Below are 21,180 nucleotides of genomic sequence, written 5' to 3'. Positions count from 1 at the left end.
CCGCCGCGCAGGAACTGGCCAAGCGCTTCACGCGGGCGGGAACAATACCAGGGTCTGCAGGGCCGTTCCGACCGGTCCTTCGGTATCGAACAGAACCGATTGCGACATCCCTATTCCCGACGGTTGCCAATGTGACACGGACTGCGAGGCCAGCCAGTTTGAAACGGGCTCTCGGTGAATTTGCACGGTCAGATCGGTGTTCATGAACCCCATTTTGGACGTTGGCGCATTCCACGATATGCCGTTGCCGCAATCTGCAAGCGGGCACAGCGACTGGATCGGAGATTGCGCCTCGCCTTCCAGCAAAGGTGGCGTACGCATCCAGACCGTCTTTGGCCCGGCCTTCTGATTGCCCCCCTTGGGGTAGAGGATGTCCGAGTGGTTCGCAAAACCCGGCAGACCATGGCGCACTTCGCCAATCGGGAAGGGCCCGGTTACCGCGTCATCAAGCAGAGGGGCTGGTAGAGAAACATTTGGAACGGGCCCCAAATCGCGGCGCGCCATGTGCATGGTCGTGGCCGTGGCGCACAAGGTGTCGTCCAGATCGTGGACTGTGACACGAGTCGTCGCCAGCGTCTTGGTATGGCGCGTGGTCTCAGCGGCCACCCGCAGTCCGCTAAGCGGGAGCGGCCGCAGCAGGTCCACCGTCAACCGGGTCAGCATCTTCTCCGGCCCGACCTCGGTCTCTGCCGCGCGAACGATCAAGCCGCTGACCGGCCCGGCATGACAGTGATCTGCAGACCACGGCCCCCGTGCTGGATCGTTGCCTATAAAGGCTCCGTCTGCCCGGATGTGGAAATAGGTCTGTTCGCTTGGATCCGGTTTCAACACAATCGTATCCCTCAGACTTTTTCCTGAGTGTGTTTCTTCAACTCGGCCCGGGCCACCTGACGGCGATGCACCGCGTCCGGACCATCAGCCAACCGCAACGTCCGCACATGAGTCCAAGCTGTAGCCAACGGAGTATCCTGACTGACCCCCTGCCCGCCAAACATCTGCACGGCCTCATCGATGACCTTCAAAGCGACACGCGGAGCGACGACCTTGATCTGGCTGATCCAAGGGGCCGCCGCACGGGCGTCCCCCTGATCCATGTACCAGGCGGCTTTCAGGCACAGCAGGCGGGCCATCTCTATCTCCATCCGGCACTCGGCGATGATATCGTAGTTCGCGCCCAGTTGCGCCAGTTTCTTGCCGAACGCCTCGCGCTGCAGCGCGCGTTTGCACATCTGTTCCAGCGCCGACTCGGCCTGACCAATCGCGCGCATGCAGTGGTGGATACGGCCCGGCCCCAGACGCCCTTGGGCGATCTCGAACCCGCGCCCTTCGCCCAACAGGATGCTGTCGGCCGGGACCCGGACGTTGGTAAAGCGGATATGCATGTGGCCGTGCGGCGCGTCATCATGGCCATACACCTGCATGGGACGCAGAATTTCGATGCCCGGCGCATCAGCCGGGACCACGATCATCGATTGACGCTTGTGCTTGGGCTGTTCATCCCCCGCCGTCTTGACCATGACGATATAGACCTTGCAGCGCGGATCGCCTGCACCGGAAGACCACCATTTTTCGCCGTTCAGAACATAGTCATCCCCGTCCCTGACGCAAGACATCGATACATTCGTCGCATCCGAAGACGCCACATCCGGTTCCGTCATCAAATAGGCCGACCGGATTTCGCCGTTGAGCAGCGGTTTCAGCCACTGTTCTTTCATCTTGTCCGAGCCGTACCGCTCGAACACTTCCATGTTGCCGGTATCGGGGGCCGAGCAGTTGAAGACCTCGGCGCCGAGGGGCGTCTTGCCCATCTCTTCGGCGAAATAGGCATATTCCACAGTGCTCAGCCCAAAGCCCTTGTCGCTGTCCGTCAGCCAGAAATTCCACAACCCTGCGGCTTTGGCCTTGGCTTTCAACCCTTCCAGAATCTCTGCCTGACGCTCGGTGTATTGCCAGCGATCACCCTTGTCGATTTCGGCCTGATATTCCTCTTCCAGCGGCATGATCTCGTCCCGGATCATATCTGCAACGCGTTGCAGCAGAGCGCGGTTTTCTTCGCGCAGGCCGAATGACATGTTCATAAATTTCCCTCCTCAGGCCCAAAGACCGGGCTTTACCTTTGAGCAGAGAATGACTTAGCTGCGGACGTGATGTCTAGCTGTGTGACGGAACGTCAACTCAATCAAAATGAAACTACGGGGAATGAATTATGGCGCTGTTGATCGAAACCGGGCTGTCCGATTGGATGAGTGACGATGACATCGCCAATGAAATCCGAAAAATGCACCCCGATACGGATGTACGCACACCCGACACGATCGGCGACGCAGGCGAGATCACGATGGTCGCGGTTGTCGGGCTGCAGAATGACCACCCGAAAAGGCTGCCGAACCTGAAACTCGTGCAGAAACTGGGTGCTGGGGTCGAAACGATTGTCAGCAACCCGAACCTGCCCGATCACGTCCGCATCGCCCGCCTCAAGCCCGACGCACCGGCGCAGGGCATTGCCGAGTGGTTCGTGGCCTACATCCTGCATCGTCAGCGCAACATGGCGTTTCACGAAGCCGCCCAGCGTAAGTCCGAATGGTTGCCCAAAGCTCCGGGATTCTCACCTGACACCGTGGTTGGCGTGCTGGGTTTGGGCCATATCGGTGCCCGCAGCGCGCGGATGCTGCGCGCCGTTGGGTTTCAGGTCGTCGGCTGGAGCCGGTCGCCGAAAGAAATCGAAGGCGTCACCTGCCTGCACGGGGACGACGCGCTGCCAGAAGTCTTGGGGCAATGCGACCATGTCTGCGCCATTTTGCCATCCACCCCACAAACCATTGGTTTGTTCAACGCTGACATGCTGGCGGCCATGAAACCCGGCAGCCAATTGCTGAACGCAGGACGCGGAGATCTGATCGACGAATCTGCTCTGATCGAGGCTTTGGACCGCGGAACGCCCGGTCACGCCGTTCTGGACGTAACCAGCAAAGAGCCGTTGCCCGCGGACAGCCCGCTATGGACACATCCCGGCGTCACGATCACGCCCCATGTCTCGGGCTGGCATCTGGGCGAGGCCTTGTCTGACGTGGCCGAGAACTTCCGTCGTTTGTCCTCAGGCGCACCGCTGCTGCACGAGGTCGATCGCACGCGCGGCTATTGAGGTTTGATCAAGGGGCCAGAACCCAGTTGCCGCTGGCGTCACGACAGTTGCGGGTTCTGACCTCGCGCGGTTGCTCGGCCCCTGCGGGTTGGATGAAATGCTGAAAATGCACGCAGTTGTCGCGAACCTCACGCACGCGCACCGTACCCTTTGATCCAGTGTCTGCATTTGACCAGTTCCGCTCGGTCCCGACCTGGGGCATTCCGCCAGCAAGTATCTCGGTGGTTGTCGCGTTCACGACGCTGAAATCCTCGGGGGTCAAGCCCATCTCGGCAATGATTCTCGAAATTGGCTTGGCCTGCGCCAGTGAACCTGCGCCGACCAGAATGGCGGCAGCGAACAGGGGTGAAATCCAGGCTTTCATGATCTTCTCGCCTTGCTGAAATAAGTTTGACCTCAAGACTATACCGCGGGCGAACTGCGGCCAAGCCCTGCCGCCCGACCTTCAAATAATACCGAACAAACCTATCGCGACTCGGCCGCTAGGAGCGCCCGATCAATCCCCTCATAGTGCCCGAACAACGAACCAGAGGCATGAAATGGCACAGCCGACCTACTATGCGCCGACAGGCGGACATCCCGGACAAGACCAACTTCTGACCGACCGCGCCATGTTCACTGACGCCTATGCGGTGATCCCCAAAGGCACGATGCGCGACATCGTCACCAGCTTCCTGCCATTTTGGGAGGGCACCCGGCTCTGGGTTTTGTCCCGCCCCCTCAGCGGGTTCGCCGAGACATTTTCACAGTACATCATGGAGGTTCAGCCGGGCGGCGGCAGCGACCGCCCGGAAACAGACCCCCAAGCGCAGGGCGTTTTGTTTGTCGTCGAGGGCGAGGTGACCCTGACGTTGAACGGTCAAGTCCATGTTCTGGACACTGGCGGTTACGCCTATATCCCACCGGAATCGGACTGGACTCTGCACAACCGAGCCGAAAAAACCGCGCGCTTTCATTGGGTTCGCAAAGCTTACGAAGCTGTGCCAGGCCTGCCCGCACCCGACCCGATCATCACAAATGAGCGCGACGTCACACCGAACGAAATGCCCGGCACCGAAGGCCGCTGGTCCACGACTCGCTTCGCCGATCCGCAGGATTTGCGCCATGACATGCACGTCAACATCGTCAATTTCGAACCCGGAGGCGTGATTCCCTTTGCCGAGACCCACGTGATGGAACACGGGCTATATGTGCTGGAAGGCAAAGCGGTTTACAGGCTGAATCAGGATTGGGTCGAGGTCGAGGCCGGTGACTATATGTGGCTGCGCGCCTTTTGCCCGCAGGCTTGTTATGCGGGTGGACCGGGGCGGTTTCGGTACCTGCTTTACAAGGATGTGAACCGGCACATGCCGCTGACGTTGCCCAAACGCTAGGCTTTTAAACGCTTTTTTTCACGCAGGGCTTCACAGAAGCCCCTGAATCTGGTGAAATAACAGCGGTTTTTAGCACTGGAGATTGTTCAATGGTACTGCGCGTAACGATGCTGGCACTTGCAGCAGGAATTGGTTTGACAGCATTTGATGCAACGCCTGTCGCCGCAAAGGAAGAAACCAAACAGGTGTTTGTCATGAGCCGCACCTGGGCGGTGACGCAGGTCTCGGACGCTCCGGTCGTGTACCGTGCGACGCGCGACAACAACAATCTGAACCCGTTTGGCCCGCCACCGCGACTGCGCACCCTTCAGGCCATCGCTGCCATTCAGCAAGCGACCGGATGCCGCCCCATTGTGGCCAGTATGTATCAGAACATTTCCGGCCAGTTCTTCTCACAGGTCAGCTGCAACTGACCATAGGTCAGAACGGGCATTGAGCTATTGGCAGCGCGCTGCCATAGCTTGCGCATGAAACTTGCAATCAACGGATTCGGCCGCATCGGCCGCACGATCTTGCGGCAGCTGTTGGCTATGCCGCAGGGCGCAGGTATCGAGCTGGTGCTGATCAACGATATCGCACCGCTTGAGACCTGCGCCTACCTTTTCAAATACGACAGCACGTTTGGCCCCTATCCGGGCACCGTTGAACAAGGCGACGGGGTCTTGGTCGTCGATGGGCGTTCGTTTCCCATGACGCACAGCCCCAACCTGGCGCATGTCGATCTTTCAGGCGTCGATGTTCTGATGGATTGCACCGGCGTCGCGCGAACCTCGGATGTGGCCAGCCAAGGGTTGACCGCCGGGGCCGGCAAAGTCCTGATTTCTGGCCCATCGCCCGCAACTGAAATCACCGTTGTTCTGGGTGCCAACGAAGATCAACTGGGCAATGCACGTATCGTGTCCAATGCCTCATGCACGACGAACGGACTTGCGCCTCTGGTCAAGGTGCTGGACCAGATCGGCGGCATCGCCTCAGCGCATATGACGACGATCCACTGCTATACCAACAGCCAACCGATGGTGGACGCCCCTCGCGGTGATTTGGCCCGATCCCGAGCGGGAGCGCTGTCGATGGTACCCACCACCTCCAGCGCGACGCACCTGATAGACGAAGTCATGCCCCATCTGGCCGGCCGCATCACAGGCGCGGCAGTGCGGGTCCCAACTGCCAGCGTGTCAGCCATCGACCTGGTGGCGACGCTAGAGCGTGGTATGTCAGCAGAATCGTTTCAGGCGGAACTGCGGGCAGCTGCACAGGCATCACCCATTCTGGGCTGGACCGATCAGCCGCTGGTCTCGTCCGACCTACGCACCCGGCCTGAGTCACTTGTGATCGCTGGCCCCGAAACACGCATGGTCGGGGAACATCAAATCCGGGTTTTTGGCTGGTATGATAATGAATGGGGCTTTTCCGCCCGCATGCTGGACGTTGCCCGCCTGATGACACAGCATTGACCCGCGGTACCGCAGCGGGCGGGCTTGCCCGCGCGCTGCCCGGCCCAACGGGTCACAAGCATCTTTGATGCGCCGGGACCGGGCGGGAGAGCCCTAGCCTTCCACAACCTCAAATGGGGTTTCGTACCAGAATTCCTCGAGATTACTGCCCTCTCCGATCCTATCAATCACGGCAAACAAGCCTGGCCCATGCAACGGCGTCAGCACCCCGTGCCAGGTGCCCCTGAAATAGTTCACACCCTGCCCGGGTTTGGTGACAAACGCTTTCGGTTGCCCCGGTCTACCACCCTCGTCAGCGGCCACGATGACCAGAAAAGGCTGATGTGTCATCGGTATGAATGCCTGACTGCCCTCAGGATGCCGTTCGACCATGTCCAGCTCATACGGCAACGCCCTTGGATTGGCGTTGAACAAGCTTATCCCCGCACGCCCGTCCGCGAAATCCAGCCGAGCCAGATCATGATACCGGCCGCAATGCCCTTGATTGATGATCTTGTCTGGGTCACCTGCGACCTCAAGCACATCCCCGAACGGGGCAAAAGCCTCAGCTGTCAAAGGCGCGGTCTTGATCCGAACACTCATGAGGGCAAAATGTCCCGCAAACGAAATTCGGCGATCCGTTCGACTTGGCGGCAGGCCTCGGCGAATTCGGTGTCACGGTCCTGCTCGATGCGCCGCTGGAACGCCTGCAGGATCGACGCTTTGTCGTGATCCCGAACGGCGATGATGAACGGAAAGCCGAACTTCTCGGTGTATCTTTGGTTCAAATCGGTGAACGCCGCGCGCTCGCTATCCGTCAAAGCATCCAACCCCGCCGACGCCTGTTCGGACGTGCTTTCCTGCGTCAACCGCTTCGCCTGTGCCAGCTTTCCAGCCAGATCAGGGTGCGCAGTCAACACAGCCAACCGCTCCTCCTCTGAGGCGGACCGGAACATGCGGGTCAGAGCGTTGTGCAACCCACCCGCCGTGTCATGCGCAGGACCCAATTCCAGATCATAGGCCCTTTCGGCGATCCAAGCCGAGTGTTCAAAAATACCTCCATAGGTCGCCACAAACTCATCCCGCGCCAACTGCGAAGGTTTCGGATACTGCGCAGGTGGATGCGTTTCGGCCCAATGCTGGGCAATCTGCAACCGCGTGGCAAACCAGACATCTGAAAAGCCGCCCGCATAGTCCAAAAATCGCTTCAAGGCCATCACCCGGCCCGGTCGCCCAATCAGGCGGCAGTGCAAACCGATCGACAGCATCTTGGGCGCGCCCATCTCTCCCTCGGCATAAAGCGCGTCGAAACTGTCTTTGAGATAGGAATAAAACTGATCGCCAGAGTTGAACCCTTGTGGCGTGGCAAACCGCATATCGTTGCAGTCCAGCGTATAGGGCACGATCAACTGATCCCGAACACCTGCCTGCATCCAATACGGCAGATCATCCGCATAAGTGTCGGCGACGTAATCAAAGCCGCCCTCTTCGGCCACCAATCGCACGGTGTTTTCTGAACACCGACCCGTATACCAGCCGCGGGGGCGTTCACCGACGACCTCGGTATGCAGACGAATGGCCTCGGCGATCTGCGCGCGCTCTTCATCCTCGGGCATGTCCTTGTGTTCCACCCATTTTAGCCCGTGGCTGGCAATCTCCCAACCTGCCGATTTCATCGCGGCGACCTGATCGGGTGAGCGTGCAAGCGCTGTGGCAACACCATAGACGGTGATCGGCAAATCCTGCATCAACCGGTGCAAGCGCCAGAACCCCGCACGCGATCCGTATTCATAGATCGATTCCATGTTCCAGTGGCGCTGACCTGGCCATTGCGCAGCCCCCACGATCTCGGACAAAAACGCCTCGGACGCGGCATCGCCATGCAGCACGCAATTCTCGCCGCCCTCTTCGTAGTTCAACACGATCTGAACAGCCAGCTTGGCATTGCCGGGCCATTTTGCGTCCGGCGGGTTGGCACCGTAGCCGATCATGTCACGAGGATAACGAGGGGGCTGCATGGCTTCTTCCATTCTTGTGCTTCAGAACAGCTTTAGCCCAGAAGCGCGTCAATGATTATCAAATCAATCCGAACGCTGTTTCCGGTTCTTTCGGCATTTCAACTGTTTCGAACTTTGCGCCAGACTGTAACAAAGCAAAAGACAAATCAAAGGAGACCTCCGTGGCTGGTTATCTGACAACCCATGTTTTGGACACGGCGCGCGGCTGCCCGGCTGAGGGGTTAAAAATTGCACTCTACCGCGTGTCCGGGAATTCTCATCGCAAGATCGCCGAGACGGAAACCAATGCGGACGGTCGGACCAACAGCCCGATCCTACCGCAGGAGTCGTTTGAAACCGGGACTTATGAGCTGGTTTTCTTTGCCGGGGACTACCTGCGCGCAACCGGACAGGTCGACGAAGACCCGCTGTTTCTGGATCAGGTGCCCATTCGCTTCGGCATGTCCGAACCGGACGCGCATTACCACGTTCCGCTGCTGCTATCGCCATTTGGTTACTCGACCTATCGGGGCAGCTGACCTCTAAGCTGGCAAGGCTCCCGCCCGTCCTTCACCCCTGACGGGGCTCCTCCGGTTGGGCCAAGCGCCACCCCCTGCCGGGTGTGGCGCGGTCGCGCAGATATTTTCGTTTCGCCTGAAACCACATTGACGCACCGCGGCTTTGCCGCGGTGCCCGGCCCAACGTTGTGTCGCGCCCGAAGGGCGCAAACAACGGCGGGAGCTTTAAGAGTCAGAGATTTCCGATGCGCGAACCACTTTACTGATCCGTTCAATCATGAAGTCCATGAACAGCCGCGCTTTGGGGTCCTGATGGCGACGATGAGTGTAAAGGCACGCCATTTGCACCGAAACAGGCGGCGTTTCGACCGCAACCGGCACCAAACGCCCGGAACTCAGGTGCTCGGCCACCTCAAAAACCGGCTTCATCGCGATCCCCTGCCCTGACAGCGCCCAATCCGTCAGCACGTCACCGTCATCACATTCGAACCGGCCAGACACTGCGAACCGTTTGGGGCCGTCAGGCGTTTCCAATTGCCACTGAAACTCAGTTGCGCCAGGGAACCTCAGGTTCAGGCACTCATGCCGTTGCGAGACCAGATCGGCTCCGGTCAACGGCATCCCCCTGCATTCGACATAGGCCGGGGCAGCGCACAAGACGCGCGGGCAGTCGGCGATTTTGCGGATTCGCAAGGTGCTGTCTTCGGGCTGGCCGATGAAAAAGGCCAGATCCAACCCCTCGGTGGTCAGGTCGACGGACCGGTCGGTTAACCGCAGGCGCACGTCAATTTCCGGGTATTCCGACAGAAAATCAGGCACATGCGGGGCCAACAACCTGCGACCAACGCCTAGCGGAGCCGCTACGAACAAAGACCCGCGCGGGGCTTCGGTCAGATGGACGACCTGAGCTTCGGCGTCATCCACTGCATCAAGAACGGCCACAGCACCGGGATAGAACGCCCGCCCCTGCTCGGTCGGGCTGAGGTTACGTGTTGTTCGCTGGAACAGACGCACACCCAAATGATCTTCCAACTGGGAAATGCGCGCCGATGTCACTGCGGGCGAAATACGTAGGTCTCGCCCGGCGGCGGACATGCTGCCTAGATCATAGACACGCACAAAGGTTCGGATATTGTCGAGATAGGACATCTTTTCGTTTTTTTTGATACAGTTTGACAATATCCGGGAATACCGAAGAAAGTGCCCGTTGCCTAGTGTGGCAGCAACCAACCGGAGAGCTTTCGCATGTACGACTTTGCCGTGTTCTGGGATTGGATGGCTTTTGCCGTGCGCTGGTTGCACGTCATCACCGCTATCGCCTGGATCGGATCATCCTTTTACTTCATCGCGCTGGACCTTGGCCTGAATCGCGACATCCCCGGCCCTGCGGATGGCGAGGAATGGCAGGTGCATGGCGGTGGCTTCTACCACATCCAGAAATATCTGGTCGCGCCAGAGCGCATGCCGGACCACCTGACCTGGTTCAAATGGGAAAGCTATGCGACATGGCTCAGCGGGGCGGCCCTGCTGATGATCGTCTATTGGGTTGGCGGAGAGCTGTATCTGATTGATGCACAAAAGGCCGATCTGGCACTGTGGCAGGGTATTCTGATCTCGGCAGCTTCGCTGACCGTCGGCTGGCTGGTCTATGACTTCCTGTGCAAATCGGGGCTTGGCGAACGCCCCACGCTGCTGATGGTGCTGTTGTTTGTGCTGCTGGTGGCAATGGGTTGGGGCTACAACCAGATTTTCACCGGGCGCGCGATGATGCTGCATCTCGGGGCATTCACTGCAACAATCATGACGGCAAACGTGTTCTTCATCATCATGCCAAACCAGCGGATCGTGGTGGATGATCTCAAGAACGGCAGAACGCCTGATCCAAAATACGGCAAGATTGCCAAGCTGCGTTCGACCCACAACAACTACCTCACGCTGCCGGTCGTGTTCTTGATGCTGTCGAACCACTACCCGCTGGCCTTTGCCACCGAATACAACTGGATTATCGCGGCGCTGGTCTTCCTGATGGGCGTAACCATCCGGCACTATTTCAATACGCGCCACGCTCGGGCCGGGAATCCGACCTGGACCTGGCTTGTGACTGCACTGTTGTTCATCGCGATCATGTGGTTGTCCACCGCCCCGATGTACAAACCATTAGAAGAGGCCGAGGCACAGCCGCTGACGCCTTACGAACAGAAGTTCGCCGCTGCGGATGGGTTTGAACAGGCACATGATGTTGTTCTGGGGCGCTGCTCCATGTGCCACGCGCGCGAACCCGTGTGGGAGGGCATCCTGTGGGCTCCCAAGGGTGTTCTATTGGAAACCGAAGGCGACATCGCCCGAAATGCGCAGCAAATCTATCTGCAGGCAGGCGTCAGCCACGCCATGCCACCCGCCAATGTAACCTATATGGAACCCGAAGACCGCGAGGCCATCATCCGCTGGTTCCGCAATGCCGGATCCTGATCCCGAGACCGATCCACCACACACGCTGCAAAATTCTCCCGGCACAAGATAATCTCTTTTCCTGCAACGTCTCTGATGCTCTAACATGAATATTAGCAGCCGTCGCTATCCATAAGACGGCGAAAGAGATTTCGACTTGGGGCAGTTGGAGCTATCACATGCCGGGGAGCAGGCCACGCGCCTTTTTGACGACTTGCCTTCTCGGCGCGTTTGCGATGTCCTTGCCGACCACTTTGGCCGCGCTGGAAACGACACTGACCGCTCCGGGCGGGTCAAAAGAGCTTGTAGAACGGCTTGAAGAAAACTCATCAGTTGCGACCGCTGAATCCCGTGGCCTGGATACGCCGCTGGAAATCCTGTCGGCCGCGCTGTCGGATTACCGCACAATGGTGCAGATCCTGTATGATGAGGGCTACTTTGGCCCTGCCGTCAGCATAAAGCTGGATGGGATAGAGGCCGCCGAGATTAGCTCGCTCAGCGTACCAGCGCAGATCAACCGCGCGGTAATAACGGTGCAGACAGGTCCCAAGTTCACTTTTGGCGAGGCAATCGTTCAGCCGGTCACACCTGAGACAGAGTTGCCCGAAGAATTTGCGGTCGGCAAAGTGGCCACAACCGGCGCCATTCAGCAGGCCGCATCGGCGGGTGTGCAGGGCTGGCGCAACGCCGGGCACGCCAAGGCCGAAGTCGGCAACCAAAGGGTCATCGCGCGCCACGCCCAAGACAAACTGGATGCGCAAATTGATCTTGCCCCCGGCCCGCGTCTTAGGTTTGGCAAAATGATCATCCAGGGCGACTCGGATGTGCGCCACAGTTCGATTGAAAAAATCGCCGGTTTTCCCGCGGGCGAAGTTTATTCTCCGGAGAAAATCCAGAAGGTCGGCACTCGGCTGCGGCGGACCGGCACCTTTAACGTTGTCGCTATTGAAGAGCGTGAAACACCCAATCCCGACGGCACGCTGGATTTCGATGCCACGTTTGAGGATCTGCCAAAACGCCAACTGACCTTCGGGCTTGAGCTGGCATCGCGCGACGGGCTCGACCTGACCGCAACATGGACCCACCGCAACGTGTTCCGCCGCGCAGAGCGCCTGCGGTTCGAGGCCGCCATCCGCAACATTGGCGGAGCCGAGGACATTGACGGGCGGATCGGCCTGCGTCTGGATCAACCCGACCGGCTGGGCCCGGATGACAACACTTTTTGGAATGCCCTGTTAGAACGGCGAAATACCGAAAACTACAACGTGACGGTGGCCTCGCTGGCCTATGGTGCACGAAGGACGTTCTCTGACCGTCTGTACGCAGAGGCCGCAGCCGGTTTCCAATGGTCGAGCGCCGATGACGCCTATGGCGACGACCGCCGATTCCGCTATTTCGTCCTGCCCTTCCGGTCGGAATGGGATAGGCGGGACAGCAAAGTCAGTGCCACGCGCGGATTTTACCTCGACTCGCAGGTCACACCTTTTGCTGGCCTATCTGAAACCGAAAGCGGCATCCGGCTGTTCTTTGATGGCCGCGGGTACACGCGCGTTGGATCCAGCGACAGGCTGGTTCTGGCAGGCCGCGTCCAACTGGGGTCGGTACTTGGCCCCTCGCCCGATGGTGTGACCCCGGATTTTCTGTTTTTCTCAGGTGGTGCCGGTACCGTGCGTGGTCAGCCTTACGAAAGCCTTGGGATTCCGGTTGGCACAGGCGTAGCGGGCGGGAAATCGTTCCTTGGACTGTCCGCCGAGGTTCGAGGCAAAATCACCGAGGCCATATCGCTGGTCGGATTTTACGACTACGGTACGGTCGACACGTCCTCGTTCATCGGCAGCGGGGCAGAATACCATTCGGGTGCCGGGCTTGGGGTCCGGTACGATCTGGGCGGATTTGGGCCTCTGCGACTTGACCTCGCCGTCCCGGTTCAGGGCGATACGGGCAACGGGTTGCAGTTCTATATCGGGATCGGACAGGCATTTTGATTGGACGTCGTGCATATCCTTGGTTGATTTCGGGTCTGGTTGTGACCGCCCCCCTTCCGCTTGCCGCGCAGGAAGAAGGCGGCAGCATGCTCGAGCGTTTTCTGCAGGATACGCTGTCGGGCGATGACCAAAACGTCACCGTGACCGGGCTGCAAGGTGCCCTAAGCGCCCGCGCAACCATCGCTGAGATTACCGTGGCCGATGACGAAGGTGTCTGGCTGACCATCAAGGATGCCGAACTGGATTGGAATCGCCTCGCGCTTTTCCGGGGGCGGTTCTCGGTAAATTCCCTGACGGCACAGGAAATCGACATTGCCCGCGCGCCTGGCACAACCACCAAGGAAGAGCCGCCCGCATCCGTTGAAACACAACCGTTTCAGTTGCCCGAGCTGCCGGTCTCTATCGAAATCGGTGAAATCCGGGTGGATGAGCTGTCCCTGGGCGAGCCGCTGATTGGTGTCGCCGCAGATCTCAGCGTGACGGGTAACCTGTCTTTGGCAGACGGGGCGCTGGACACCAATCTGGACATCATCCGATTGGACCGCGCAGGCGATGAGATCAAGATGACAGCCGGGTTTCAGAACACCTCGCGCGAGATCAATCTGGATCTGCAGGTGAATGAGGCCTCGGGCGGTCTGATTTCAACTGCGCTGAACATTCCCGACAGTCCTCCGATCGGCCTGACCGCCCAAGGCGCGGGGCCATTGACGGACTTCACGGCCGATATCGGCCTCAGCAGTGACAACCAGATGCGTGTCACCGGGCAAGTGCGACTTCAAGCTGCCGAAGGCGGCGCGGCGGACGGCATTGCCTTTACGACAGATTTGAACGGTGACCTGACCCCGTTTCTGGGTCCCGAGATTGATCCCTTCTTTGGACCCAAATCGCGGCTCTTCGTCGATGGTCAAACCAAGCCCGAAGGCGCTCTGGACATCTCGGACCTTGAGCTCACCACACAAGCCTTGGACCTGAAGGGTGAACTGAAGTTGGCAGAAGGCGGGGCACTGCAACTGGCGGCCCTGCAAGGGCGCATTACGCCACCGGATGGAGAGGCGGTCGTCCTGCCGGTGGCGGGTGGCGATACTTCGATCCAGTCGGCGCAACTGTCGGCTCTGTTCGATCGCCAGAACGGCAACCTTTGGGACCTGAGCCTGACCGCCAACGATTTTGAGTCCCCACAGGCCAAACTGGACGATGCAAGGATCACCGCCCAAGGCACCTTGGACCAAGGCGAGGTTCTGACCGTTGATGGTGACGTTCAGGTTGCAGTCAATGGCATAGACATGGCGGATCAAGCACTGACGACGGCGTTGGGTCAGCGCATCACGTTGGATGGTCAGTTCGAATACAGCAGCGACCAGTCGCTGAACCTGTCTGGGTTCGAACTTGTGGGATCGGATTACACGCTGGCGTTGGACGCGTTGATCGCCGGGCTGACCAGCGGCTTGACGGTTGACGGAACGGCCAAACTGGATGCCACCGATCTGTCGCGATTTTCGGATCTGGCAAAGTTGGATCTTGCCGGACAGGTTTCAGCCAGCGTAACCGGCAAAGGTTCGCCCCTGGAGCAGAGCTTTGACGGTAAAGTCATCGTTGAGGGCCGCGATTTGTCCACGGGCCGCGACGATATCGACCCTGTTATCACCGGAGAAACCACGATCACATTGGACGGTAGCCGGGGCACAGACGGCATCACCATCCGTGAGTTTGATCTGGATAGTGAGGCCGCCAAGGCCGTCGCCAGTGGTGTTGTGACCACGCCAGATGGCAACTTGACCATCGACGGCCAAGCGCGGGTCAGCGCGTCGGATTTGTCCGTTTTTTCAGGTCTGGCAAAGCGCGAGCTGAGCGGTTCGGTTCAGGCCACCGTGCAAGGCAAAGGCACGGTACAAACGCTGGAATTTGATGGCACTGCCAATGTGACAGGCCAGAACATCAAGACCGGGCTGACCGACATTGATCCCTTGCTGTCGGGGCGCACGCAGATCGAATGGGACGGTGCCAGAACCGCAGATCGCGTCGACATTCGCAACGCCTCGGTCAACGGCCGCGCGCTGACTGCGCAGGTGCAGGCCGTGGTGAATGACCCAACCGGTGACCTGTCGGCCGATGGACAGGCGCAACTGAACGTGCCGAACCTGTCTCTGTTTTCCGGCTTGGCCGGACGCGATCTGGCCGGATCGATTTCGGCCAATGTGAAGGGTAACGGCACCCTGTCCAGCAAGGAATTCGACGTTCAAGGCGACTTGGACGCCAACAACATTCAGACCGGCATCGAGATTGTCGACAAGCTAATCCAAGGTCGCACAACCCTGGATATCGATGCCGCGAAAGAGGCGCAGGTCATCGACATTCGCACCTTCCGCCTGAACGGAACTGCCATCACCGCAACCGCTTCGGGTAAGCTGGACCGCCAGTCTGGCGGGCTGGATTACTCGGTCCGGCTGGATGATCTGGCGCGCATTCTGAACACCCTCTCCGGCCCGCTGACATTGGCCGGAAATGTGGCCCCGACCTCTTCCGGGTTGGAGGGCACCATGAACCTGAACGGCCCTGACAGTTCCTATGCCAAGCTTGAGGGCACAGTTGACAGCGACGGTACGGCCGATCTGGATTTTGATGCCAAGTTCAACCGGATCGAACGGTTCGCGCCCGAGTTTCCCGGCACGATCGCCGCCACGGGCACGGCCAAACGCAACAAGGGTGTCTGGACAATCGACACGCAGGCGGAAGGCCCGGCGCAGATCAACAGCAACATCTCTGGCACTTTCGATGAAGGCAGCGGTGAAGCGGACTTGGCCGCGACCGGCGGCGTCAATCTGGGCATCGCCAACCTGTTCATCACCCCCAACAAGATTGATGGTACCGCCCGCTATGACCTGAAATTGTCGGGAAAACCCGCACTTGAGTCTCTGTCCGGCTCGATCACAACCTCTGGCACATCTCTGGCCCTTCCGGATGTTGGGCAAACATTCACGGGCATTAGCGGCGCGGTCGAACTGGCGCAAAGCCGCGCCACGATATCGCTAAGCGGTGGTCCCCGTGCTGGCGGCAACTTTACCGTCAACGGTCCAGTTGACCTTACGCCGCCATTCAACGCGAACATCGTCGCTGCGCTCAATAGTCTGGTGCTGACGGATAAACTGCTGTTTGAAACGACGCTGAACGGCCAAGTTGCGATGACCGGCGCGCTGGCCGGAAACAGTTCGATCGCCGGTCAGATTACGTTCGACGAAACCAACATCAACCTTGCAGCCGCAACCGGTGCCTTGGGGGCTGCGCCCATCCCCGAGATCCAGCACGTGAACGAAACCAGCGCAGGTTTCCTGACCCGTGAACGCGCGGGCCTGGTTGAAAAAGAGGGCGGGCAAAAAAGCAACTCGCGCATCGCCTTGGACATCAGTCTGCTGGCCCCCAAAGCCGTGTTTGTGCGCGGGCGCGGGGTGAATGCGGAACTGGGCGGACGGATCAATATCGGCGGCACGACAGCTTCGGTTATCCCCTCCGGACAAATTGAGCTGATCCGGGGCAACATCGACATTCTGGGCCGCAGGCTGGCCCTTACCAAAGGACTGGTGACGCTTCAGGGCGACCTGACCCCGTATATCGAGTTCGAATCCACGACCAGCACATCCGACGGTTCGGCCACCATCGAAATCGCCGGGCCTTTGGACGCGCCCGAGGTCAACGTGTTCTCGGATCCGGAACGCCCCGCTGAAGAGGCCTTGGCGATGCTGCTGTTCGGCAATCGCTTTTCGGAATTGTCGCCCTTTGTGATCGCGCAAATGGCGGCCTCGCTGGCCCAATTGAGCGGTGCAGGCGGCGACGCCACAAAAGGCCTGCGCGATTCAACAGGGGTCGACACGGTGGATATCGGCGTGTCCGATGGCGGCGCTGGCCGGTTCGGGGCCGGTGCCTACCTAAGCGACAACCTCTACACCGACTTCACCGTCAATACCGAGGGCGATACCGAGGTGAACCTGAACCTGGATGTGACCGATAGTTTCACCGTCAAAGGCACGGTGGATGGCCGGGGTGAAACCGGGGTCGGGATATTCTTTTCCCGCGACTACTAAACGGTCTGTTTATTGCGAATGCCGATCGGCTGTCCAACTTCTGGTGCTGGGTCCAGTGAGGCATGGTCCTGTACCATTTGCTGTAGCCGTGTCACAGCCCAATCCGGGTAGGGAATCGACCGCCCCGTGGTGTGGCTGACATTCATGAACAGCGCCTCTTGCGTGGCGCAGACGGCGCCATCCTTTTCCGAAACCATCTGCGCAAAATAGTGACCGCGTTTGTGATCGGCATCCAATAGACGAAATCGGATGCTGAACGCTTCACCCTCGAGGACTTCGCGCAGGAAGTTCATATGTGACTGCAGGATGTACGGCCCCTGCCCCATCGCGTTGACCTGTGCCTCACCCAGGCCAAGGTGGTCGACCATCAACAGTTCGAGTGCATTGTCAAAAGCCACACCGTAGTAACCAACGTTCATATGACCGTTGTAGTCGATCCATTCGGGCCGCGCCGTGAACCCGCGAAACTCGACCGGCGCATCATATGGTCCGTCATGGCCAGCGCGTGTTTCAGGCGTCATTTCCATCGCGGTCTCCTTGTTGCGTATCAAAGATCGCGACGGCGCGGACGAACCCGGCTGAGGCCCCTTTGATCTTGAACGGGAAGCAGGAAATCTCGAACCCCGTTGGCGGCAAGGTTTCAAGATTGGTGAGCTTTTCCATGTGACAATACCCAACCTCGATCGAGGCCCGGTGCCCTTCCCAGATTATAGATGCGTCCTGCGTTTCAGCATATTCCTGTGCGGTCAAGGGAAACGGTGCGTCCCAACTCCAGGCATCGGTTCCGGTCACTCGCACCCCGCGTTCGGTCAGGTACAAGGTCGCCTCGCGCCCCATGCCGCAACCCCTGGTCAGGTAGTCCGGCTGCCCGTATTGCGTCCCGGCTGAGGTGTTCACGACCACAATGTCCAAGGGCTGTAATTCGTGCCCAATCCGCTTCAGCTCCGCCTCGACATCCGCGGCCGTCGCCACATAGCCATCGTCGAAATGCCGGAAATCCAGCTTTACCGCAGGGTTCATGCACCATTCCAGGGGCACCTCGTCGATGGTGATAGCCCGCTCGCCGTTGTTCATCGTCGAATGGTGGTGGTAAGGCGCGTCCAGATGGGTGCCGTTATGCGTAGCGATTTGCAGGCGTTCGATGGCCCAGCCCTCGCCACCCGGCAGCTCTTCCTTTTTGAGACCCGGAAAGAAGGACATCACCTGCTCGGCAGTCTCGTCATGGGTCAGGTATTCGATCTGAGGCAGCATGATCGGCGGATCAGACACAATCCCGGTTTCCAGCGGAACGGACAAATCGACAAAACGGCGAGCCATATGCACCTCCTTCAGAACCGGTGACAGGGTTGGCTGCAGGTAAGCGGCTGTCAAGCAAAGAAAAAGGCGGCCACAGGGGCCGCCCTTCTTGCGTATCGTCTTAGATCTATTCAGCCGCGATGGCGTCTTCGATCTTTTCCACTCGGATCGCCGAGAACTTGAACTCGGGGATTTTGCCGTAGGGGTCGATGGCCGAGTTCGTTAGGATGTTCGCCGCCGCCTCGACATAGGCGAAAGGGATGAACACCATATCTTCGGCAATTGCCCGGTCCGCACGAACCATGATCTCGATCGAACCACGACGGGTGGTCAGTCGGATCATTTCACCCGGCTCAATCCCCATCAGCTTCAGCGTCCGCGGGTTCATCGAGCAGTTCGCTTCCGGCTCAACCGCATCCAGAACGTTGGACCGGCGGGTCATGGACCCGGTATGCCAATGCTCCAGCTGACGGCCCGTGGTGGCGATCATCGGGTAATCTTCATCCGGTGCCTCGTCCGGCGGAATGATGCTGGCCGGGGTGAACCGTGCCTTGCCATCCGTGCGCGGGAAGCCATCGCCGAACACGATGGATTGGCCGGGATCGGTTTCGCTGAGCGACGGATAGGTGATCGACTCGGTCTCGAGCCGCTCCCAGGTGATGTTGTTCAGCGACTCCATGGTCAACTTCATCTCGGCAAAGACCTGCGAGACATCGGTGTACTCCCAGTTCAGACCGATACGCTGCGCGAGCTCGACTGTGATTGCCCAATCCTCGCGCGCCTCACCCGGAGGTGCCACTGCAGGGCGAACCCGCTGAACCTGGCGGTTGGTGTTCGATACCGTGCCGTTCTTTTCGTACAGCGCCGAGGCGGGCAGGATGATATCCGCGTAGTTCGCCGTTTCGGTCAGGAAGATGTCCTGTACGATCATCAGGTCCAGTTTGGCCAAAGCCTCGCGCGCGTGGTTCACATCGGGGTCGGACATGGCCGGGTTTTCACCCAGAATGTACATCCCCTTGATGTTGCGCGCATAGATCTGGTCGATGATCTCAGTGACAGTCAGACCCTTCTCGTTCGAGAAATCGTCCGAACCCCAGACATCCGTAAACTGCGCCCGGATATTGTCATCCGTGACCGTTTTGTAGTCCGGCAGGAACATCGGGATCAGACCCGCGTCCGAGGCCCCCTGCACGTTGTTCTGGCCACGCAGCGGGTGCAGACCCGCACCGGGTTTACCGACATTGCCGGTCATCAAAGCGAGGCTGATCAAACAGCGCGAGTTGTCGGTGCCGTGGATGTGCTGGCTGACGCCCATGCCCCAGAAGATCAGACCGGCCTTGGCCTGCGCAAAGGTGCGCGCGACGCGGCGCAGCTGATCCGGCTCGATACCGCAGATCGGGGCCATCGCCTCGGGCGTGAACTGGCGCAGATGCTCTTTTTCGGCTTCCCAGTTCTCGGTCCAGCGGTGGATGTATTGGCTGTCATAAAGCTCCTCTTCCACGATCACGTTCATGATCGCGTTGAGCATCGAGACATCCGCCCCCGGACGGAATTGCAGCATTTCGTCAGCGAACTTACGCATACCAACACCGCGCGGGTCCATCACGATCAGCTTGCCACCGCGTTTGGTGAACTGCTTGAAATAGGTCGCCGCAACGGGGTGGTTTTCGATCGGGTTGGCCCCGATGATGATCGCCACATCCGCGTTTTCAATCTCGTTGAAGGTCGCGGTCACGGCACCAGAACCCACGTTTTCAATCAGGGCTGCAACGGACGACGCGTGGCACAGACGGGTGCAGTGGTCGACATTGTTGTGCTTGAAGCCCTGACGGATGAACTTCTGGAACAGATAGGCTTCTTCGTTGGTGCACTTGGCCGAGCCAAAGCCCGCAACGCTGCGCGGGTCTTCGTCACGCAGGGCTTTCAGCTTGGTCGCGGCCAGATCCATCGCCTCTTCCCATGTCGCTTCGCGGAAATGGGTCGACAGATTGCCCGGATCAACGTTCAGCCCCTTCGCAGGCGCATCCTCGCGCCGGATCAGCGGCTTGGTCAGGCGGTGCGGGTGGTGAATGTAGTCGAAACCAAAGCGGCCTTTGACGCACAGGCGGCCTTCGTTTGCGGGGCCGTTAATGCCCTCGACATATTTGACCTTGCCGTCTTTGACCTTCAGCGAGACTTTGCAGCCCACGCCGCAGAACGGGCAAACGCTTTCGGTCTCTGAGTCATAGTCCTTGCTGTCGCCGTGCTGCTGATCGTCCAGCACGGTGGCTGGCATCAGGGCGCCGGTTGGGCAGGCCTGAACACATTCACCGCAGGCGACACAGGTCGAATCGCCCATAGGGTCGTTCTGATCGAAAACCACCTGCGCCGTGTGCCCGCGTCCGGCCATGCCGATCACGTCATTCACCTGCACATCGCGGCAAGCACGGACACAGAGGTTGCAGTTGATACACGCATCCAGATTGACACGCATCGCAACATGGCTGTCATCCAGCAACGGGATTTTCTCAGCCTCTTTCGCCGGGAAGCGGCTGTCGCTGACATCGTTCAGCTTGGCCATATCCCAGAAATGGCTGGAGGCATCGTGCGGCTGTTCCGGCTGGTCGGCGACCAGCAGTTCCATGACCATCGCGCGCGATTTCTCGGCACGGTCGCTGTTGGTTTTCACCACCATGCCGTCTGCGGCAGGACGGATGCACGAGGCGACCAGAGTGCGCTCGCCTTCGACCTCAACCATACAGGCGCGGCAATTGCCGTCGGGTTTATACCCCGGCTGTGGCTTGTGGCACAGGTGCGGGATCGTGAACCCCTGCCCTTTGGCGGCTTCCCAGATGGTCCAGCCTTCGGGCACGGTGACATCTTCGCCGTTCAGGTTGAAGGTGACGGTCTTGTTTGGGCTTGCATCAAGCATG

General features: G+C 59.4%; 17 protein-coding genes. 8 read left to right on the top strand and 9 right to left on the bottom strand.

Annotated features, from left to right (window positions below):
* Positions 1-27: 27 nt before the first annotated feature.
* Complete coding sequence (locus ACR0MV_RS15155; protein ID WP_480702655.1) at positions 28-831, bottom strand: thioesterase family protein; 804 nt, start codon at positions 829-831, stop codon at positions 28-30.
* 11 nt (positions 832-842) lie between these two features.
* Positions 843-2,078 carry an acyl-CoA dehydrogenase family protein gene (locus ACR0MV_RS15150; RefSeq protein WP_170426745.1) on the bottom strand — a complete coding sequence of 412 codons (1,236 nt, stop codon included), beginning with the start codon at positions 2,076-2,078 and terminating at the stop codon, positions 843-845.
* Positions 2,079-2,206: 128 nt separating this feature from the next.
* Between ACR0MV_RS15150 and ACR0MV_RS15145 the strand changes: the two genes are divergently transcribed.
* Positions 2,207-3,142, top strand: a complete 936-nt coding sequence (locus ACR0MV_RS15145) for a 2-hydroxyacid dehydrogenase (protein ID WP_480702654.1) — start codon at positions 2,207-2,209, stop codon at positions 3,140-3,142.
* A gap of 7 nt (positions 3,143-3,149) precedes the next feature.
* Here ACR0MV_RS15145 and ACR0MV_RS15140 read toward each other — a convergent pair whose 3' ends face one another.
* Positions 3,150-3,506 (bottom strand): hypothetical protein, encoded by a 357-nt coding sequence (locus tag ACR0MV_RS15140; RefSeq protein ID WP_170426747.1) that lies wholly within the window; start codon positions 3,504-3,506, stop codon positions 3,150-3,152.
* Between the two features lie 175 nt (positions 3,507-3,681).
* On the opposite strand from ACR0MV_RS15140, the gene ACR0MV_RS15135 reads away from it, so the two are divergent.
* The 3 genes from ACR0MV_RS15135 to ACR0MV_RS15125 all read left to right on the top strand — a co-directional run bounded on the left by ACR0MV_RS15135 (position 3,682) and on the right by ACR0MV_RS15125 (position 5,969).
* The gene (locus ACR0MV_RS15135; RefSeq protein ID WP_480702652.1) at positions 3,682-4,515 is read left to right on the top strand and encodes a bifunctional allantoicase/(S)-ureidoglycine aminohydrolase; all 834 of its coding nucleotides are present in this window, start codon (positions 3,682-3,684) and stop codon (positions 4,513-4,515) included.
* A gap of 89 nt (positions 4,516-4,604) precedes the next feature.
* The gene (locus ACR0MV_RS15130; RefSeq protein WP_170465617.1) at positions 4,605-4,928 is read left to right on the top strand and encodes a hypothetical protein; all 324 of its coding nucleotides are present in this window, start codon (positions 4,605-4,607) and stop codon (positions 4,926-4,928) included.
* A gap of 54 nt (positions 4,929-4,982) precedes the next feature.
* Positions 4,983-5,969: a type I glyceraldehyde-3-phosphate dehydrogenase gene (locus ACR0MV_RS15125; protein WP_480702650.1), complete on the top strand. Its 987-nt coding sequence runs from the start codon at positions 4,983-4,985 to the stop codon at positions 5,967-5,969.
* A gap of 93 nt (positions 5,970-6,062) precedes the next feature.
* On the opposite strand, the gene ACR0MV_RS15120 is transcribed toward ACR0MV_RS15125, so the two are convergent.
* Complete coding sequence (locus ACR0MV_RS15120; RefSeq protein WP_480702648.1) at positions 6,063-6,551, bottom strand: ureidoglycolate lyase; 489 nt, start codon at positions 6,549-6,551, stop codon at positions 6,063-6,065.
* On the bottom strand, positions 6,548-7,966 hold the full coding sequence (puuE, locus tag ACR0MV_RS15115) for an allantoinase PuuE (protein WP_480702647.1): 1,419 nt from the start codon (positions 7,964-7,966) through the stop codon (positions 6,548-6,550). The genes ACR0MV_RS15120 and puuE overlap by 4 nt, the downstream gene beginning before the upstream one ends.
* Before the next feature lie 161 nt (positions 7,967-8,127).
* On the opposite strand from puuE, the gene uraH reads away from it, so the two are divergent.
* Positions 8,128-8,484 (top strand): hydroxyisourate hydrolase, encoded by a 357-nt coding sequence (gene uraH, locus ACR0MV_RS15110; protein WP_480702646.1) that lies wholly within the window; start codon positions 8,128-8,130, stop codon positions 8,482-8,484.
* A gap of 204 nt (positions 8,485-8,688) precedes the next feature.
* Here the strand turns inward: uraH and ACR0MV_RS15105 are convergent, their stop codons facing one another.
* The gene (locus ACR0MV_RS15105) at positions 8,689-9,612 is read right to left on the bottom strand and encodes a LysR family transcriptional regulator (RefSeq protein WP_480702644.1); all 924 of its coding nucleotides are present in this window, start codon (positions 9,610-9,612) and stop codon (positions 8,689-8,691) included.
* A gap of 96 nt (positions 9,613-9,708) precedes the next feature.
* Between ACR0MV_RS15105 and ACR0MV_RS15100 the strand changes: the two genes are divergently transcribed.
* The 3 genes from ACR0MV_RS15100 to ACR0MV_RS15090 all read left to right on the top strand — a co-directional run bounded on the left by ACR0MV_RS15100 (position 9,709) and on the right by ACR0MV_RS15090 (position 16,972).
* On the top strand, positions 9,709-10,932 hold the full coding sequence (locus ACR0MV_RS15100) for a urate hydroxylase PuuD (protein ID WP_480702642.1): 1,224 nt from the start codon (positions 9,709-9,711) through the stop codon (positions 10,930-10,932).
* A gap of 158 nt (positions 10,933-11,090) precedes the next feature.
* A complete protein-coding gene (locus ACR0MV_RS15095; RefSeq protein ID WP_480702641.1) occupies positions 11,091-12,896 on the top strand; it encodes an autotransporter assembly complex protein TamA in 1,806 nt (601 codons plus the stop codon).
* A gap of 41 nt (positions 12,897-12,937) precedes the next feature.
* Positions 12,938-16,972: a translocation/assembly module TamB domain-containing protein gene (locus ACR0MV_RS15090; protein ID WP_480702640.1), complete on the top strand. Its 4,035-nt coding sequence runs from the start codon at positions 12,938-12,940 to the stop codon at positions 16,970-16,972.
* On the opposite strand, the gene ACR0MV_RS15085 is transcribed toward ACR0MV_RS15090, so the two are convergent.
* The 3 genes from ACR0MV_RS15085 to fdhF all read right to left on the bottom strand — a co-directional run bounded on the left by ACR0MV_RS15085 (position 16,969) and on the right by fdhF (position 21,179).
* Complete coding sequence (locus ACR0MV_RS15085; RefSeq protein ID WP_480702639.1) at positions 16,969-17,499, bottom strand: thioesterase family protein; 531 nt, start codon at positions 17,497-17,499, stop codon at positions 16,969-16,971. The two genes, ACR0MV_RS15090 and ACR0MV_RS15085, sit on opposite strands and share 4 nt — an antisense overlap.
* Positions 17,483-18,289 (bottom strand): cyclase family protein, encoded by an 807-nt coding sequence (locus ACR0MV_RS15080; RefSeq protein ID WP_480702638.1) that lies wholly within the window; start codon positions 18,287-18,289, stop codon positions 17,483-17,485. The genes ACR0MV_RS15085 and ACR0MV_RS15080 overlap by 17 nt, the downstream gene beginning before the upstream one ends.
* Before the next feature lie 106 nt (positions 18,290-18,395).
* Positions 18,396-21,179, bottom strand: coding sequence for a formate dehydrogenase subunit alpha (fdhF, locus tag ACR0MV_RS15075; protein ID WP_480702637.1), 2,784 nt, complete (start codon positions 21,177-21,179; stop codon positions 18,396-18,398).
* Between the last annotated feature and the right edge of the window lies 1 nt (position 21,180).

The sequence above is a fragment of the Ruegeria sp. BC3 genome, from assembly GCF_056539265.1.
The sequence above is the reverse complement of the archived record's forward strand: the minus strand, read 5'-3'. Positions and strand labels throughout refer to the sequence as shown.

Coding starts and splice junctions, on each gene's coding strand:
- ACR0MV_RS15150 (WP_170426745.1), bottom strand. CDS start 2,078: ATGAACATGTCATTCGGCCTGCGCGAAGAAAACCGCGCTCTGCTGCAA.
- ACR0MV_RS15145 (WP_480702654.1), top strand. CDS start 2,207: ATGGCGCTGTTGATCGAAACCGGGCTGTCCGATTGGATGAGTGACGAT.
- ACR0MV_RS15140 (WP_170426747.1), bottom strand. CDS start 3,506: ATGAAAGCCTGGATTTCACCCCTGTTCGCTGCCGCCATTCTGGTCGGC.
- ACR0MV_RS15135 (WP_480702652.1), top strand. CDS start 3,682: ATGGCACAGCCGACCTACTATGCGCCGACAGGCGGACATCCCGGACAA.
- ACR0MV_RS15130 (WP_170465617.1), top strand. CDS start 4,605: ATGGTACTGCGCGTAACGATGCTGGCACTTGCAGCAGGAATTGGTTTG.
- ACR0MV_RS15125 (WP_480702650.1), top strand. CDS start 4,983: ATGAAACTTGCAATCAACGGATTCGGCCGCATCGGCCGCACGATCTTG.
- ACR0MV_RS15120 (WP_480702648.1), bottom strand. CDS start 6,551: ATGAGTGTTCGGATCAAGACCGCGCCTTTGACAGCTGAGGCTTTTGCC.
- puuE (WP_480702647.1), bottom strand. CDS start 7,966: ATGCAGCCCCCTCGTTATCCTCGTGACATGATCGGCTACGGTGCCAAC.
- ACR0MV_RS15105 (WP_480702644.1), bottom strand. CDS start 9,612: ATGTCCTATCTCGACAATATCCGAACCTTTGTGCGTGTCTATGATCTA.
- ACR0MV_RS15100 (WP_480702642.1), top strand. CDS start 9,709: ATGTACGACTTTGCCGTGTTCTGGGATTGGATGGCTTTTGCCGTGCGC.
- ACR0MV_RS15095 (WP_480702641.1), top strand. CDS start 11,091: ATGCCGGGGAGCAGGCCACGCGCCTTTTTGACGACTTGCCTTCTCGGC.
- ACR0MV_RS15085 (WP_480702639.1), bottom strand. CDS start 17,499: ATGGAAATGACGCCTGAAACACGCGCTGGCCATGACGGACCATATGAT.
- ACR0MV_RS15080 (WP_480702638.1), bottom strand. CDS start 18,289: ATGGCTCGCCGTTTTGTCGATTTGTCCGTTCCGCTGGAAACCGGGATT.
- fdhF (WP_480702637.1), bottom strand. CDS start 21,179: ATGCTTGATGCAAGCCCAAACAAGACCGTCACCTTCAACCTGAACGGC.